Origin of the sequence: Clostridium polynesiense (assembly GCF_000820705.1) — a bacterium.
Taxonomy (GTDB): domain Bacteria; phylum Bacillota; class Clostridia; order Clostridiales; family Clostridiaceae; genus Clostridium_AA; species Clostridium_AA polynesiense.
The window spans coordinates 1-16,474 of sequence record NZ_CCXI01000062.1 but is presented as its reverse complement, the minus strand read 5'-3'; the positions used below and the strand labels follow the sequence as shown (position 1 = coordinate 16,474).

Sequence of the window (16,474 nt, the reverse complement as noted above, 5' to 3'; positions counted from 1 at the left end):
TCACTCCTTTAAATCTATATAATCATTAATAACTCTGCCAACTCTGCATTTTTCTGCGGTTATAATTCCTTGAATTTTATTTACTGATTCTTCAATAGTCTCATTAACCACTGCATAGTCATACTTTGATATAAAATTTATCTCCTGATAAGCAGCCTTAAATCTTGTAGTTAAAGATTCAGGGGTTTCACTGCCTCGTTTTATAATTCTTTGTTTTAGTTCTTCCATTGAAGGAGGAAGTATAAATATAAATATAGCTTCAGATACCTTTTCTTTAATTTTTAACGCTCCTTGAATATCTATTTCTAATATCACATCTTTACCTGAATTAAGAACAGATTCAACCTTTGATTTTGGTGTGCCATATAAATTGCCATAAACTTCTGCGTACTCTAAGAAATCTTCATCCTCAATCTTTTTCAGAAAGTCCTCTTTGCTTATAAAAAAATAATTTACTCCATCAATTTCACCTACTCTAGGGCCTCTAGTTGTAGCAGATACTGATATCCAGCAATTATTCTTTTTAACAAAATCCTTACAAATGGTTCCTTTACCTGCACCTGACGGTCCAGAGATAACAATAAGTAAGCCTCTTTTTGTCATTATTCATCGACCTCGTCAATAACTTCTTCTTTTGAGGATAATCTGTGAGCAGCAGTTTCCGGCTGAACAGCAGATAGAATTACATGATCACTGTCAGTTATTATAACAGCTCTAGTCCTTCTGCCATATGTAGCGTCGATAAGCATACCTCTGTCCCTTGCTTCTTGTATAATTCTTTTGATAGGTGCAGATTCTGGACTAACTATTGCAACTAATCTGTTTGCAGAAACAATATTGCCAAATCCGATATTAATTAATTTTATACCCATAATATTCCTCCTGGTTATTCGATATTTTGAATTTGTTCTCTTATCTTTTCTATGTTGTTTTTAATATTCAGAGCAAAATTTGTAATATCAAGATCAGAAGATTTAGAAGCTATGGTGTTTGCTTCTCTATTCATCTCTTGTACTAAAAAATCAAGTTTTCTTCCAATAGGTTCTGTATCGTCTAAAGTATTTAAGAACTGTGATATATGACTGTATAAACGTGTTATTTCTTCATCTATGCTAGATTTATCCGCAAAAATTGCTAATTCTAAACTTAATCTGTTTTCATCTATAGGAACACTATCCAAAAGTTCGGATAATCTTTCTGTAAGCTTTGTTTTATAAGCTCTAACCACTCTATCAGAAAGCTTTTCAATGTTTTCCACATCAACCTTTATTAATCTGCATTTCTCCGTTAAATCATTTTTGAGTTTTTCTCCCTCTCGGCGTCTCATGTCCAAAAGCATATTTAATGCAGAACTAATAGAATCCTTTATATCTTCCCAGATATCATCTATATTTTCTTCTTTTTCTTCAGTATAAATAATATCAGGAAATCTAGCAACTAAGGATATGCTTATATCATTTTTAATGTCATATTTATTTTGAAGTTCTTGTAGACAGGATACATAACTATCCGCAAGATTTTGATTAAGTTTTGCAACAACATCAGATTTGTTATAGTTTTTATAACTTATAAAAACATCTACCTTGCCTCTGCTTATATTTTCGCTTATAAGTTTTCGAATTTTATCTTCCAAGGAAAATAAACTTTTTGGCATTTTAACATTTAAATCTAAAAAACGATGATTAACACTTCTGATTTCAACCATAAAAATTTTATTAGAAGAATCATTATCTGTAGATGCTCTTCCAAAGCCTGTCATACTATTAATCATGTTGTGACGCCTCCTTTGGTCTTATCAGTTCATAGTACCTATTATACAAAATAAATCCTTTAAATATCAAGGGTTTTTGTTAAATTGCTCCATATATCTTTTGTTTTTTCCTTTTTTCCTATTAGTCCTATATACATTAATGATATATTTCTTATATTTGTGAATATTATTTAGTTGTTTTTCTGGTTTAACTTATTTTTTAAATATAGTTTACATAATTTATATTTTGTATAATAACTATTTCATATTATTATTCTAATAATTAAGTATGCCATTACAGTAAATTTATATACCTTAAAATAAAAACAAACAACTGAATTTTAAATTGCTATTGATCCAGTTGCTTGCTTTTGCTTTAATATGCATATAATCCATGTTCAAAGATGTCTTTTACTTTATTAATGTCTTGTGTATGACTCAATGCTACTATTAGTTTGATTCTTGCCTTCTGGCCAGGCAGAGTATCTCCAAAAATTACTCCCAAATTTCTTAACTCTTTGCCTCCACCGTGGTATCCATAAGAATCATATACCCTGCCTTCAAAGCATCTTGATACAATTACTACGGCAATTCCTTTTTTAATGGCTCTTTCAATACCATCTACCATTAAAGGAGGTATATTTCCCCTTCCCATCCCTTCAATTACTATTCCTCTATCTCCCTGCTCAATACAGAAATCTATAAATCTAGAATCCATTCCAGCGACACATTTAATTAAAGATACATTGCAATCAATACTATCAATATTTATAGGGGAAGTTCTTATACTATTTCTATAAAAGATCACTCTATTGTTATCTACCATGCCTATAGGACCGAAATTTGGAGTTCTAAATGCGTTTAGTGCCATAGAATTTGCTTTTACCACTTCTGATGCGCTGTTTAAATCTCCGTTAAAACAAACAATTACCCCACGATTCTTAGACTCTTCATCAATTGCTGTACAAATGGATGTAGCTAGGTTAAAGGGACCATCATATCCCAGCTCAGAACTGCTTCTCATGGAGCCGGTGAATATTATAGGTTTATAAGTATCTACAGTTAAATCAACGAAGAAGGCTGTTTCCTCTAATGAATCTGTGCCATGGGTAACCACTATACCGTCTATATCTTCTCTTTCAGCCAGTTCTTTTATGAATTTGGAAAGATCTAGCATAATTTTCGGGGTTATATGCGGACTCGGCAGTGATGAAAAATTATATGATGTAATTTTAGCAAACCTTTCTATTCCTGTTACCATAGCCATTATTTCTTCTCCGGTTAATCCAGGAACAGCAGCCTTTAATTTAGGATCCACTTTCATTGAAATAGTGCCTCCGTTAAAAACCACAGCAATATTCTTCATAATATTCCTCCCTAAAACTGCAATATATTAGTATTTTAATTTTATAAATTGATTCCTCTTATATTTTAGCTTAATTTAATCAATTTAACTATATAAATTTAAAAATCACTTATATTTTTTCTTACATATGAATTAATAAAAAATCAGATGATATCCCTAAATGAGATTTCATCTGATTTTTATTATTTAACCTATTGTACCTTTTGGTTTGTGTCTTTTCATTTCCTCTTCATAGATAGTATCAGGTTTTGAATTCTTGTTACTTACCTGTTTTGAACTTTTTTTACCTTCTCTATGGCTCATAACCTTCTCCTTTTATAAAAAATATAGTTAAGATGATATTAATTATATTTTTTACATATAGGAAGTTAATTATTCTATTTTATTAATTAAAATCATATTATATAAGATTATTAAATATACTAAGGAAGTATTTCTCCTTTTAAATACAATACAGCTTTTCCGCTTATTAAAACCCTTTCTTCAAGGAATTCACAGTACAATAATCCTCCTCGTTTAGACAGCTGTTTTGCAGTCATTTTGTTTTTATGTAATTTTTCATACCATAATGGTATTAAGGTACAATGTGCAGATCCTGTAACCGGATCTTCATCAATCCCCTGTTTTGGGAAAAAGCATCTTGAAACGAAATCTACTTCCTTCCCTCTAGAGGTAACTATTACTCCTGTGACATCAGCAATGTTTTTTATTTCCTTAATATTAGGACTTAATCTTTTTACTTGCTCTTCATTTTCAAGTATAAATACATAATCCTGTGATAAATAAGCTTCTTTAGGTTCCACTCCTAAGATATTACCTATATTTTCAGGTATATGGACTTTTTCTGTTTTTCTTACTGGTAAATTTAAAATATATGTGTCATTCTTTCTTTCCACTTTTAAAATTCCGCTTAGAGTATGAAACTCCATATATAAAGCACCAATATCAATGAAGTTTGAAATAACAAAAGCAGCTCCTAAAGTAGCATGTCCACATAGATCTACCTCTTCTGTTGGTGTAAACCATTTTAGTTCATAATGATTTGAACTTTTAACTACAAAAGCTGTTTCCGATAAATTATTTTCGCAAGCAATATTCTTCATGGCTTTATTATCAATCCATTCATTTAATACACAAACTCCTGCAGGATTGCCTCTAAAAACAGTGTCTGTAAAGGAATCTACAATATAGTATTTCATTATTTACTCCCCCTAAAATTCTTAATTATATCATATAATTCTATGTAAACATTTTCAATGCAATGTAAACTAATTTTAACCATCCTAAATATAATGTTCGAAAAAATAGAATATTCAGATTTATATTTACTCAATTAAAGGTTTTAGTTTTTAGACCCAAATTCACACCCAAATTGCAAAAACTAAGAAAAATAAAAGACCGTAGAACGTTGATATATCAGCATTCTACGGTCTTTTTGGTCTGGGTAACTGGATTTGAACCAGCGACCTCATGAACCCCATTCATGCGCGCTACCATCTGCGCCATACCCAGATATTCTTTGGTTAAATCTTAAGCACAATAAATATTATAATGGAAGAGTGTAATATTTACAAGAGAATTATTACATCATTTTAATATTTTAAACGGACGGAATCAAGTGATCCGCCCATTTAAATTTACTGTAACTCTAAATATCTAATATAAGATGACAGCCACCTTATAAATTACTATAATATTATACAGATTAAGCCGCCATTTCCTTCATTTATTATTTTCTGAAGGGTTCTTTGTATTTTACTTTGAATATCTTCAGGCATTTTATAAAGCTTATTTTGAAGTCCTTCCTTAACCAGCATCTCTAAGGATTTACCAAACATGTTACTTTGCCAGAATTTAGCCGGATCACTTTCAAATTGCTCTAATAATGATTTAACAAGCTCTTCACTCTCTTTTTCGGCCCCTACATATGGCGTGATTTCAGTTTGTATATCCGCTTTAATAAAATGTAGAGATGGTGCACTTGCTTTTAGTTTAACACCATATTTATTACCATTTTGTACTTTTTGAGGCTCTTCAAATTTCATCTCAGAAAGTTGTGGAGCAACCAATCCGTATCCATTTTCTTTAACGTCTTTTAAAGCATCTGCCACCTTATCATATTCAATTTTTGCATAATTGAGTTCTTTGATTACATTTAAAAGCTCATTCTCACCGCTTATAGGATAGCTGCAAATTTCACTTAAAATATCATAGAATATTCCTTTTTTAGGGTGTAATTCTATTCTTGCAATACCTTCTCCCATATTCATTTCAGCTATATTAGAACTTCCCAAAAATTCTTCCTGTATATTATTATCTAAGAAATTCTTAATGTCACGTACTTTAAATATGTTTTTAGCCATATCCTTTACTATGTTAATAAAATCAATCTTAAGCCAGTGGGATGGTTCTAATTTTTCAATCCATTCAGGCATATCTATATTAATTTCTTTAATAGGGAATTCTTTTAGTATTCGTCTGAAAAGATTGTTTACATCCTCTTCATTCATATGAAGCACATCCATGATTTCAACTGGAACATCATACTTGCTTTCAATCTCTTTCTTAAGCTCTAAAGTTTCTTCAGCTTCTTTATGAGAGGAATTAAGTACTATTATAAAAGGCTTATTTATCGCCTTAAGTTCCTTTACTACCCTTTCTTCAGCATCCACGTATTCACTTCTTGCAATATCAGTAACTGAACCATCTGTAGTAATTACTAATCCAATAGTAGAATGATCATTGATTACTTTACGGGTTCCAATCTCTGCTGCATCTTCAAAAGGTATCTCGTAATCAAACCATGGAGTCATAACCATTTTAGGATTTTCACCTTCTAAATACCCAAGAGCCCCCTTAACTATATATCCCACGCAGTCTACCAGTCTTACTCTAAATTTAATACCCTCACCAACATTAACTTCCACAGCTTCGTTAGGTACAAACTTAGGTTCAGTAGTGTGTATACTTTTTCCTGATCCGCTTTGTGGGAGCTCGTCTTTTGCTCTTTCTTTTTTATATCCGTTTTCGATTTTAGGTATAACCATCATATCCATAAATCGTTTTATAAATGTCGATTTACCTGTTCTTACAGGACCAACAACCCCTACATATATGTCTCCCTGGGTTCTTTCAGCTATATCTTTGTATATATTAAAATTATCCAAGATATTCCCTCCAGTTTTAATATTAACACTATATATATATTTAATTTTAAAATGAAATATAACTTTGATTGTTTATTTATTTTCAAATTAAATTCATATAATTCTAAAGCTCTACAATCAGTTTATTTTTATTAGCATATATATTTATGTAAAATAATTTTGTAACAGCGTATATAATAGAAGTAAGCAAAGTATTAGTCATAAAGTAATAAAAATTTTTTATAACACGAGGTTATATTATGAATAATGAAAATTATAAAATTGCCGATGCTGTTTTCGAAGGAGGAGGGATAAAAGCCATTGCATTTGTTGGAGCTTTAAAGGCTATGGAAGAAAAGGGGTATGTATGGAGATATTTAGCCGGTACCTCTGGAGGTGCAGTAGTCGCCTCACTAATAGCTGTAGGCTACACTTCTTCAGAAATTTTGTCTATAGTGAAGAATATGGACTTTACCAAAATGAATGATAGAAAATTTATCTCAATTCCCTTTATTAGTGATATGTATAACTTGATCTTTAATAAAGGTATATATGAAGGAGTTTACTTAAAAAACTTTATTGACACCCTTTTAAGTACTAAGTTAAAAAGAAGTAAAAAATCTCCTGTAACTTTTAGAGATTTAATGGATCCTTTGGAAGATGGAGTTCTTTTAGATAATTATAAGTATAAGAAAAAATATAAACTTCATATTATAGCTTCTGATATAACAAATGGAAAATTGATGATACTTCCAGAGGATATAAAAGACTATGGTATTGAACCAGAGGATTTTCATGTAAGTGAAGCAGTAAGGATGAGCTGCAGTATTCCATTCTTTTATAAGCCTGTATATTTAAAGGATACCAAAACACACACAACATCCATCATAGTGGATGGAGGCCTTCTAAGTAATTATCCTGTATGGCTTTTTGATGTTAAAGATAAACCTAAATATCCAACCATAGGTTTTAAGTTGAGCGGTAGCAAAACAGTTCAAGGTGATGAAAATATCACAAATTTAATAAGCTATGGTAAAAAAATAATAAAAACCATGCTGGAGTCACAAAATAATATGCATATTAAAGAAATGGATTATTTAAGAACAATTAAAATTGACCCCAAAAACTACCATACAACTGACTTTATAATAAAAGAAAAAGATATTCTAAATCTTTATGAAAGTGGGGAATATTCTGCTAATAGTTTTTTAGAAAACTGGGAAGATAATTATAAAGCCCATTTAACCTTGAGAAAAAATCACAACCATATAGAAAATATCATTATTTAAATTTACTTCTCCCACTTCAATTAAAAACACAAGGCATTTTAAATCTGCCTTGTGTTTTTATATCTGATTTCTAGACTGCTGATAAATCTATTTCAATAATTTAATTAAAATCAATAAGTCTCGCTTTTTTTGTCTCTGGACATGAGTTCCTCTACTCCATCTTTAGGATCTTTACCATCAAAAAGAACTTTATACAAAATATCTGTTATTGGCATCTCCACATTAAGTTCTTCCTTGACTTTATAAAAAGCTCGACAGGCTTTAACCCCTTCCACTACCATACCTACTTCTTTAAGGGTTTCATCCAGGTTCATACCTTTGCCAATAAGTATTCCAGCTCTTCTATTTCTGCTGTGAACACTTGTACAGGTAACTATTAAATCTCCCATTCCCGTTAGTCCAGAGAAGGTTTCTGCTCTTCCCCCCAGCTTCTCACCAACCCTGATAATTTCTGCCATACCTCTTGTCATTAATGCTGCCTTGGCATTGTCACCAAATCCAATGCCATCGCATACTCCCGCTGCTAAAGCAATTATATTTTTAACTGCTCCCCCTATTTCTACACCTACAATATCATCATTTGTATAAACTCTGAATTGAGGTGACATAAATAAATCCTGAACCCTCTCAGCACAAGTCATATCCGTTGAAGAAACAACTACTGTAGTGGGTATATTGGCCATAACCTCTTCTGCATGGCTGGGACCTGACAATATTACAACTGGATTATCCAATTCATCGGATATAACTTGCGATAGCCTCATATTTGTCCCTTCTTCTATACCCTTCGCAATGCTTATAATAATTGCTTCTTCAGGAATTATACCTTTAATTTTAGAACATAATTCTCTTATAGCATGTGAAGGAACAGCCAAAACTATATAACTGCTGTCTTTTACAGCTTCCCTTATACTATGATAAGCAGTGATCATATCTGGAATATATATATTTTTTGAATATTTAGAATTCCTTCTATTAATATTTATGTTGTTAATTACAGACTCATTTCTATCCCAAATGCTTATCTCAATTCCTTTTGATGCAAGTAACAGGCTTAGTGCAGTTCCAAAGCTCCCTGCACCTAAAAAAGCAACTTTGGTCATATTATTCTTTCCTTTCTCTATATTCTATCTTAATTCCAGTACCTTTAAAATCAAAGCTTTCTCTGATTTGATTTTCAAGATACCTTTCATAAGAAAAATGTAGAGAATTCTTATCATTTACAAAGAATATAAAAGTTGGAGGTTTTATTGATACCTGAGTGGCATAATAAATCTTAAGTCTTTTTAATCCAACCACTGGAGGTTCTTTCATAAGTACAGCTCTGTTGACCACTTCGTTGAGGACACCTGTTGAAATTCTCTTTGAGTAGTTTCCGTAGCACATTTTAGCGAAGTTCAAAACTTTATGTATTCTTTGTCCGGTGAGAGCAGAAATAAATAGGAATGGTGCATAACTTATAAAAGAAAGCTTAGATGCTATATCCTTTTTATACTTATCCATTGTCTTGTCATCTTTTTCTATAAGATCCCATTTATTAACTATTATCATTATAGCTTTATTCTGTTCATGGGCATACCCTATTATCTTTTCGTCCTGGTCAGTAACCCCTTCTTCTGCATCTATTATTAAAATACACACATCTGATCTGTCAATAGCTGTAAGAGTACGAACTACGCTGTATCTTTCAATCTCTTCTTTAACTTTACTTTTCCTTCTCAATCCCGCAGTATCTATCAATATGAATTTACCAAGCTCATTTTCTAGATAACTATCTACAGCATCTCTTGTAGTGCCAGGAATATCGCTTACAATTACTCTATCTTCACCTAAAAGCTTATTAATCAAGGAGGACTTTCCTACATTAGGCTTACCCACTACCGCAATTCTAATATACTCATCCTCTTCTTCTACTTCATCATAATCTTTGAAGTACTCAACAACCTTATCAAGCATATCCCCTAGACCTAATCCCTGTGTTGAAGAAATAGTAATAGGATCCCCTATGCCTAAATTATAAAACTCATAAGCATTATTTTCATCTTTTAAAGAGTCTATTTTATTTACCACTAAAACAATGTTTTTATTACTCCTTCTAAGCATCTCTGCAACTTCATAATCAGCTGGAGTAATCCCTTCTTTTCCATCCACAATAAATATTATTACATCTGCTGTTTCAATTGCTACCTTAGCCTGCCTTCTCATCTGAGAAAGTATTACATCATCACTGGCAGGTTCTATTCCTCCGGTATCAATCATTGTAAAATTGTATCTTAGCCATTCTGCCTCGGCATATACCCTGTCTCTAGTAACACCAGGTTTATCTTCTACTATGGAAATTCGTTTCCCGGCAAGTTTGTTAAACAAGGTGGACTTACCTACATTCGGTCTTCCTACTATGGCCACTATTGGTTTTGCCATTTTTTATTCCTCCTTTAAAGCATGGTTTATCTTGTCAATTAGATCTTCTCCTGTGTAATCAACTATAATAACTCTGCCTTGTGCTGTTTTTTCAATATCTTCTACAGTAATGTCATCTAAAAATACAGTATCTTCAGCCCTCAGCATATTTCTTGGTATAATTATATTACCTTTTATTTTGTTTAATTTCAATGAATTAATTATATCTTTTCCTGTGAGCAATCCAGCCACTGTTATGGTTTCTCCAAAAAAATGGTTAATTACCTCCAGTACCTTTATTTGAATTTTATCATTTCTATTCATTATTATATTTGCGGTTTCTCGAATTTCTTTATAAGCGGAATCACCTGTTATAAAGCATAATTCCCCTGATATCTTCAAATCCAATAACTCAAGGCTATTCTTTATATTTTCTCTTAATATTCTTATCATTCCAACTCCGTCTTCCAGCTGATGAAAATCACCATAAAATTCTTTTTCAGGTAATTCTTCTTCAGCTAAAACATAAAATTCATCGGATAATCTTATAAATGGACGTCCTATTTCTTTTATGTATTTATCCTGAAGAGCCTTTATGTTAATTAATTCCTCTTTTGCTGTAATTTTATTAAAGCCGCATATTTCAGAAAGTCCCTCTCTATATTTGGTAATTCCTACTGGAACAGCAGCTACATTTTCAATACCTGGATATAATTTATAAAGATCCTCCACAGTTTTTATTAATTCATCACCGTTGTTGATGCCTGGAACTGTCACTATTTGGGCATTGATCTTTGTTCCTGCCTCTGCTAAACGTTCCAGTCTTTCATATACATTACCTGCAAATCGGTTATTCAGAATTTTCTTTCTAAGCTCCGGATTGGTAGTGTGAACTGAAACATTAATAGGACTTATTCGATATTTAATTATTCTGTCTATATCATCATCATTCATATTTGTAAGTGTTACGAAATTTCCTTGTAGAAAAGAAAGCCTTGAATCGTCATCCTTGAAATACAGTGACTTTCTCATACCCTTTGGCAGCTGGTCTATAAAGCAAAAGATACATTTATTGCTGCAGCTTCTTGCTTTATCCATAATAGCAGTTTCAAATTCTACTCCGAAATCCTCATCATAATCCTTTTCAATCTCAAGGCTCCACAGTTCCCCATTTTGTTTTTCAATTTCAATTTCTAAATACTCATCTGTCATTAAAAATTTATAATCAATTATATCTTTAACTTCATTACCATTAACAGATACCAATCTGTCTCCGTTTTCAATTCCTAATTCCATGGCAATACTGTTGGGTTTTACCACTGAAATTTTGTTTTTCATAATTCCACCTCTATTTAACATTTGTCATTAAGTTATATTACATTAATTGGTCTGTATAGTCAATAAAAATGGCTTTTAAGCCTGCCTTAACAAAGTTCCCTTTCTATTTAAAAAACATGAATGAGAAGTTTCTGCCGCTTTCTGCATCATCTCTTCTATAAGAATGAAATTTATATTCCATAGAACATTTAGTGCAATAGGGTGCTTCTAGTACCTGAGATGGTTTAATTCCTATTTTCCGCATTTCATCTTTAATACATTTGTTTAAATCTAAATAATTTGCTGTAAAAACATCCTCACTGTATCCTTTATTTAAAAACCTTTCTTTCAGCTCATCCCCTACTTCATAGCAGCACTTTCTAATATGAGGACCAATATAAATAATCATATTTTCTTTGCTGCATCTGTAACCCTCAATCATTTTATTAATAGTTTCACTCAAAATGTTATTAAATGTACCTTTCCATCCACTGTGTACTGCTGAAGCAACTTTTTTATGGTGGTCATATATTAATATTGGAACGCAATCTGCTGTAAAAACACCAACGGCAGTTTTAGATTCATTTGTTATGAGAGCATCTCCTTGTTGAAGATGTTTTTTTATATCCAGCACTATGTTACTGTGTATCTGTTCAGCATACGCTATACTGTTTAACTTAAAGATTTTTTTCAATGTACTTTCTATTTGATGTATATTTTTGATATTTATATTTAGATTGTTATCTGCAGTAGAAAAAACGAAAACTCCATCTTTATAAGTGTCTACAAGAAAAATATTTTCTTCAATATTTAATATATTCATTATCTTAACCCCTAACTTTTATTTTAAAATAATTATTTAGTTTATGTTTTCTTATATTACGAAAATTATAAATAAGCCAAACCTCCTCAAGGTTTGGCTTATCTCTTATTCATTAAATTTCTAATTTCCTCCAAAAAAGTGTTTACATCAGTAAACTGCCTGTATACAGAAGCAAACCTTACATAGGAAACCTCATCGATTTTTTCAATCTTTCCATAACCAGCTCACCTATAAAATCTGATTTTACTTCCTGTATCATTTGATTGCTTAGTATTTTTTCCACTTCACCTGCAATTTCCTCAATTTGATTAATAGAAACAGGTCTTTTTTGACAAGCTTTAATTAATCCGCTTACAATTTTATTTTTGTCAAAATTTTCCCTTGTGGAATCTTTTTTTATAACCTGTATAGGTATATCTTCTATTTTTTCATAAGTTGTATATCTTTTACTGCATTTTAAGCATTCTCTTCGTCTTCTAATAGCTGTATAATCTTCTGTAGATCTTGAGTCCACAACTTTACTTTCTTCAAAACTACAAAATGGACACTTCATCGATTCACACCCTTTGTCAGTAGTTAACTATATTATACATATAACTAACATAAATTTCTACATACTCACCGTATTTTTATCTTCACCTTTTACCAATATAACATCTACTCCTATCTTGATTATGCTGCTCCAAGGAATCTCCATCAATTCGAATTTGCTGAGCCAGTTGCTTTTATTTACTGGTATAAGGATAGAAATAACTTTATAATCTTCACAATCTATCTTCAAATCTTTTATATAACCTAATTTTACTCCACTTGTTATATTTATAACCTCTAAAGAACGTATATTATTAATTGAATGCAGTTCGTTTTCCATTTTATCACTCCTCTATTTAATGTTATTACATATTATGAAATAACATTAATATTTAGAATGAAGCAAATAAAAAAAGAGCCACAAAGGACTCTTAAACATATTTTCTCATATGTCTTAAAGCGGTCTTTTCAAGCCTTGATACCTGTGCTTGAGATATACCTATTTCATCTGCCACCTCCATTTGTGTACGACCATTGAAGAATCTTAATGTTAAAATCAGTTTTTCTCTAGAATTCAGTTTTTTCATAGCTTCTTTAATAGATATATTTTCAAGCCATGAATCGTCTAAATTTTTATTATCACTTATTTGATCCATTACGTATATGGCATCTCCACCATCGTGGTATATTGGTTCGAAAAGAGATACCGGATCCTGTATTGCATCTAATGCAAAGACTACCTCCTCTCTAGGCACATTTAATTCCTTTGCTATTTGAGAAATAGTGGGTTCTTTATTATTTTCGTTTATAAGTTTATCTCTGACTAATAAAGCTCTATATGCTATATCTCTCAATGATCTGCTTACTCTTATCGCATTATTATCCCTTAAATATCTTCTAATTTCACCGATTATCATTGGTACAGCATAGGTAGAAAATCTAACATTTTGTTCTAAGTCAAAGTTATCAATAGCTTTCATAAGGCCGATACAGCCTACCTGAAATAAGTCATCCACGTTTTCCCCTCTGTTGTTAAATCTTTGTATTACACTGAGGACAAGTCTTAAATTACCTTTAATGAATGTTTCTCTGGCACTTTCATCACCATTTTTCATAGCTATTAATAATCGCTTCATTTCTGCTTCTTTTAATACCGGAAGCTTTGAAGTATTTACTCCACAGATTTCAACCTTATTTATCATCATAAAAGTTCAGTCCCTTCAGAAGTAATTATAACTTCATTAAAATTATCTCCTGAGGAATATTTTTTATACTATAGACAAACTTATACCATTCTACTTATTTCTTTTTTTAGTCTTTTTATTATTCTTTTTTCTAATCTTGATATATATGATTGTGATATTCCCAGCATATCTGCAACCTCTTTCTGGGTTTTCTCTTTTGTTCCGCATAGTCCAAAGCGGAGCTTAACTATTTCTTTTTCTCTTTCATTTAGCTTTTTCATTGCTGTAAATAATAATTCCTTATCAACCTCATCTTCAATAAGATTATATACGATATCATTATCTGTACCCAGAATGTCTGAAAGCAGAAGCTCGTTGCCGTCCCAGTCTATATTTAAGGGTTCATAGAAGGAGATTTCAGCTTTAACCTTTGAATTCCTTCTTAAATACATTAAAATTTCATTTTCTATGCACCTTGAGGCATAGGTTGCAAGTTTAATTTTTTTCTCAGGATTAAAGGTGTTTACTGCTTTTATAAGTCCTATGGTACCTACTGATATTAAATCCTCAACCCCTACACCGGTATTTTCAAACTTTCTGGCTATGTATACAACTAACCTAAGATTTCTTTCAATAAGCACGCTTCTTACATTTTCATTACCTTGTATCAATTGGTTTACAAAATTATCTTCTTCATCTTTAGATAATGGAGGAGGAAGAGCATCGTTACCTCCAACGTAATATAGTTTCTTTATAAATATTTTCAGCTTGTAAAGTATCCTATTAATAATCAATGTAATATTTATCATTATTTTCCCTCCTATATTATTCCCCTTGATAGTAAACCGTTAAATTCAGATTCTCTGCTCAGCTTTTCAGAAGAAAAGCATATAACCGCATTAATAGTTTTCTTTCACCTTTATTTATTAAAGTGATTTCCTCCGGTATAAAACCTTTTAAAATACCCACTGAGCCATCCACAAGTTTATAAGAGATCATATACTTTTTATTTTCTAACAGATAAAACTCTCTTAATATTTCCTTTTCAACAATGATTACCGGAAGGTTGGTCGCCGGTTCTCTTAATTCATTTCCAGTATCAAGAAAAGCATTAAAGGATTTTCTGGTACCTTTATGAAATACTTCAAGTTTATATACATAGTTTTGTATTTCAGCCCTATCTTTAATAAAACAAAATAACCTATCCATAATTAAATAAAAAATAATAATACTTAATAAGAGCTTTTTGTAAGAATAGTTTTCTATACTGTATTTGTTAGAAATAGTATTAAAGGAATTTTCCATAAAAAAACAAAATCCAGCCAGTAAAAAAGATACTAATAAATAAATAGATGAAGCTTTTACGTTAAATATAAAATCCTTTTTTCTATAAGCTATACTCACTATTATATAAGGAAATAACAGTTTAAAAGGCAACTGGCTTAAAAAACTAAGACTTGGAATTATAAGAGTTAAAGTATACAATGCAGAAATAAAAGAAGCTGTATGTATATATAAATACTTTTTATTGATTTGCAGAACTTTAGCAGTGATTACCATTATAAACATACTTACTAAATAATTTTCAATTAAAAGCACATCAATATATATCTTCATAAAACTCACCTACTATATTTTTTATTATATAACTTAAGGCGATATTATTTTGTCATTTTATACCTTAGATGTATTTTTTTATAGTTTAAATTATTACATAAAACCTCAAAAAAATAGATGAGCCTCTGAGAAGCTCATCTATTAATATATTCTAAGTATTTATTATCTTCTTTGCCTTCTTAAAAAAGCAGGTATATCTAAATTATTATCATCGATTTCTTTTTCAGGAGCAGCCTCTTCCTCAGGCTTCGTAGTATTACTAAATATAGAAGGCTGAACTTTCGGCTCACTATTCTTAGCTTTTTCCTTTTCAAAGCCTGTTGCAATTACAGTTATTCTAATTTCATCCTTAAGATTCTCGTCTATAACCGCTCCAAAAATTATGTTAGCATCAGGATCTGCTGCTTGCTGAACTATTTCTGCTGCTTCATTGATTTCTAATAAACCTAAATCTAAACCTCCTGTAACATTCAGCAATACTCCTGTAGCTCCAATAATAGATGTTTCTAAAAGTGGGCTTGAGATTGCCTGCTTAGCTGCTTCCTGAGCCCTATCATCTCCTGAACCTTTACCTACTCCCATGTGAGCAAGTCCTTTATCCAGCATAACAGCCCTTACATCGGCAAAGTCTAAATTTACAAGACCAGGAATAGTTATAAGATCAGAAATACCTTGTACACCCTGTCTTAGTACATCATCTGCAAATTTAAATGAATCTAATAAAGTAGTTTTCTTATCTACCATACTTAATAATCTTTCATTTGGTATAGTGACTAAAGTATCTACTCTCTTTTTTAAATTTTCTATACCCATGTCAGCGTGTAGCATCCTTCTCCTTCCTTCAAAAGGGAAAGGTTTTGTTACAACACCAACTGTTAATATTCCTAAAGACTTAGCTATCTCAGCTACCACCGGCGCAGCACCGGTACCGGTTCCCCCGCCCATTCCTGCAGTTATAAACACCATATCTGCACCTTTTATAGCTTCGGAAATTTCTTCTTTACTTTCTTCTGCAGCTTTTTGACCTATTTCAGGATTAGCCCCCGCTCCT

Annotated in this window: 16 protein-coding genes, 1 tRNA gene and 1 pseudogene; 1 reads left to right on the top strand and 17 read right to left on the bottom strand. The window is 31.4% G+C overall.

The genetic code is table 11. The features are described 5' to 3' along the window. From gmk to spoIVA, 7 genes are all read right to left on the bottom strand, one after another. Positions 1-603 (bottom strand): guanylate kinase, encoded by a 603-nt coding sequence (gene gmk / locus TA89_RS05660; RefSeq protein WP_040211631.1) that lies wholly within the window; start codon positions 601-603, stop codon positions 1-3. Next, a complete protein-coding gene (remA, locus tag TA89_RS05655; RefSeq protein WP_040211629.1) occupies positions 603-872 on the bottom strand; it encodes an extracellular matrix/biofilm regulator RemA in 270 nt (89 codons plus the stop codon). Before remA ends, gmk begins: the two co-directional genes overlap by 1 nt. 14 nt (positions 873-886) lie before the next feature. Further along, a complete protein-coding gene (locus TA89_RS05650; protein WP_040211627.1) occupies positions 887-1,771 on the bottom strand; it encodes a YicC/YloC family endoribonuclease in 885 nt (294 codons plus the stop codon). Between the two features lie 355 nt (positions 1,772-2,126). Continuing rightward, positions 2,127-3,116, bottom strand: coding sequence for an asparaginase (locus TA89_RS05645; RefSeq protein WP_040211625.1), 990 nt, complete (start codon positions 3,114-3,116; stop codon positions 2,127-2,129). 422 nt (positions 3,117-3,538) lie between these two features. Further along, entirely contained in the window at positions 3,539-4,315 is a 777-nt protein-coding gene (locus TA89_RS05640; RefSeq protein WP_040211624.1) for a PhzF family phenazine biosynthesis protein, read from the bottom strand. Positions 4,316-4,552: 237 nt separating this feature from the next. Beyond that, positions 4,553-4,628, bottom strand: a tRNA-Pro gene (locus tag TA89_RS05635). Positions 4,629-4,804: 176 nt separating this feature from the next. After that, complete coding sequence (gene spoIVA, locus TA89_RS05630; RefSeq protein ID WP_040211622.1) at positions 4,805-6,283, bottom strand: stage IV sporulation protein A; 1,479 nt, start codon at positions 6,281-6,283, stop codon at positions 4,805-4,807. A gap of 239 nt (positions 6,284-6,522) precedes the next feature. Here spoIVA and TA89_RS05625 point away from each other — a divergent pair, with 239 nt between their 5' ends. Further along, complete coding sequence (locus TA89_RS05625; RefSeq protein ID WP_040211620.1) at positions 6,523-7,551, top strand: patatin-like phospholipase family protein; 1,029 nt, start codon at positions 6,523-6,525, stop codon at positions 7,549-7,551. Between the two features lie 110 nt (positions 7,552-7,661). Here TA89_RS05625 and TA89_RS05620 read toward each other — a convergent pair whose 3' ends face one another. From TA89_RS05620 to ftsZ, 10 genes and pseudogenes are all read right to left on the bottom strand, one after another. Beyond that, positions 7,662-8,654 carry an NAD(P)H-dependent glycerol-3-phosphate dehydrogenase gene (locus TA89_RS05620; protein WP_040211618.1) on the bottom strand — a complete coding sequence of 331 codons (993 nt, stop codon included), beginning with the start codon at positions 8,652-8,654 and terminating at the stop codon, positions 7,662-7,664. A 1-nt stretch (position 8,655) separates the two neighbouring features. Next, a complete protein-coding gene (gene der / locus TA89_RS05615) occupies positions 8,656-9,972 on the bottom strand; it encodes a ribosome biogenesis GTPase Der (protein ID WP_040211616.1) in 1,317 nt (438 codons plus the stop codon). Positions 9,973-9,975: 3 nt separating this feature from the next. After that, positions 9,976-11,289 carry a radical SAM protein gene (locus TA89_RS05610; protein WP_040211614.1) on the bottom strand — a complete coding sequence of 438 codons (1,314 nt, stop codon included), beginning with the start codon at positions 11,287-11,289 and terminating at the stop codon, positions 9,976-9,978. Positions 11,290-11,392: 103 nt separating this feature from the next. Then, positions 11,393-12,091, bottom strand: coding sequence for a peptidoglycan editing factor PgeF (pgeF, locus tag TA89_RS05605; protein WP_040211612.1), 699 nt, complete (start codon positions 12,089-12,091; stop codon positions 11,393-11,395). A 98-nt stretch (positions 12,092-12,189) separates the two neighbouring features. Continuing rightward, positions 12,190-12,644, bottom strand: a pseudogene (gene nrdR / locus TA89_RS05600) (transcriptional regulator NrdR). Positions 12,645-12,701: 57 nt separating this feature from the next. Next, on the bottom strand, positions 12,702-12,962 hold the full coding sequence (locus TA89_RS05595) for a YlmC/YmxH family sporulation protein (protein WP_040211611.1): 261 nt from the start codon (positions 12,960-12,962) through the stop codon (positions 12,702-12,704). Between the two features lie 91 nt (positions 12,963-13,053). Then, positions 13,054-13,827 (bottom strand): RNA polymerase sporulation sigma factor SigG, encoded by a 774-nt coding sequence (sigG, locus tag TA89_RS05590; RefSeq protein WP_040211609.1) that lies wholly within the window; start codon positions 13,825-13,827, stop codon positions 13,054-13,056. A gap of 80 nt (positions 13,828-13,907) precedes the next feature. Then, positions 13,908-14,615 (bottom strand): RNA polymerase sporulation sigma factor SigE, encoded by a 708-nt coding sequence (gene sigE / locus TA89_RS05585; RefSeq protein ID WP_040211608.1) that lies wholly within the window; start codon positions 14,613-14,615, stop codon positions 13,908-13,910. A 58-nt stretch (positions 14,616-14,673) separates the two neighbouring features. After that, on the bottom strand, positions 14,674-15,423 hold the full coding sequence (locus TA89_RS05580; RefSeq protein ID WP_052447337.1) for a sigma-E processing peptidase SpoIIGA: 750 nt from the start codon (positions 15,421-15,423) through the stop codon (positions 14,674-14,676). A 162-nt stretch (positions 15,424-15,585) separates the two neighbouring features. Continuing rightward, positions 15,586-16,474: cell division protein FtsZ (gene ftsZ, locus TA89_RS05575; protein ID WP_040211607.1), on the bottom strand; the 889-nt coding region annotated here is incomplete at its 5' end.

What these genes read in the sequence shown, in the direction of transcription:
- gmk (WP_040211631.1), bottom strand. Translation starts at nt 603, where the DNA reads ATGACAAAAAGAGGCTTACTTATTGTTATCTCTGGACCGTCAGGTGCA.
- remA (WP_040211629.1), bottom strand. Translation starts at nt 872, where the DNA reads ATGGGTATAAAATTAATTAATATCGGATTTGGCAATATTGTTTCTGCA.
- TA89_RS05650 (WP_040211627.1), bottom strand. Translation starts at nt 1,771, where the DNA reads ATGATTAATAGTATGACAGGCTTTGGAAGAGCATCTACAGATAATGAT.
- TA89_RS05645 (WP_040211625.1), bottom strand. Translation starts at nt 3,116, where the DNA reads ATGAAGAATATTGCTGTGGTTTTTAACGGAGGCACTATTTCAATGAAA.
- TA89_RS05640 (WP_040211624.1), bottom strand. Translation starts at nt 4,315, where the DNA reads ATGAAATACTATATTGTAGATTCCTTTACAGACACTGTTTTTAGAGGC.
- TA89_RS05625 (WP_040211620.1), top strand. Translation starts at nt 6,523, where the DNA reads ATGAATAATGAAAATTATAAAATTGCCGATGCTGTTTTCGAAGGAGGA.
- TA89_RS05620 (WP_040211618.1), bottom strand. Translation starts at nt 8,654, where the DNA reads ATGACCAAAGTTGCTTTTTTAGGTGCAGGGAGCTTTGGAACTGCACTA.
- der (WP_040211616.1), bottom strand. Translation starts at nt 9,972, where the DNA reads ATGGCAAAACCAATAGTGGCCATAGTAGGAAGACCGAATGTAGGTAAG.
- TA89_RS05610 (WP_040211614.1), bottom strand. Translation starts at nt 11,289, where the DNA reads ATGAAAAACAAAATTTCAGTGGTAAAACCCAACAGTATTGCCATGGAA.
- pgeF (WP_040211612.1), bottom strand. Translation starts at nt 12,091, where the DNA reads ATGAATATATTAAATATTGAAGAAAATATTTTTCTTGTAGACACTTAT.
- TA89_RS05595 (WP_040211611.1), bottom strand. Translation starts at nt 12,962, where the DNA reads ATGGAAAACGAACTGCATTCAATTAATAATATACGTTCTTTAGAGGTT.
- sigG (WP_040211609.1), bottom strand. Translation starts at nt 13,827, where the DNA reads ATGATGATAAATAAGGTTGAAATCTGTGGAGTAAATACTTCAAAGCTT.
- sigE (WP_040211608.1), bottom strand. Translation starts at nt 14,615, where the DNA reads ATGATAAATATTACATTGATTATTAATAGGATACTTTACAAGCTGAAA.
- TA89_RS05580 (WP_052447337.1), bottom strand. Translation starts at nt 15,423, where the DNA reads ATGAAGATATATATTGATGTGCTTTTAATTGAAAATTATTTAGTAAGT.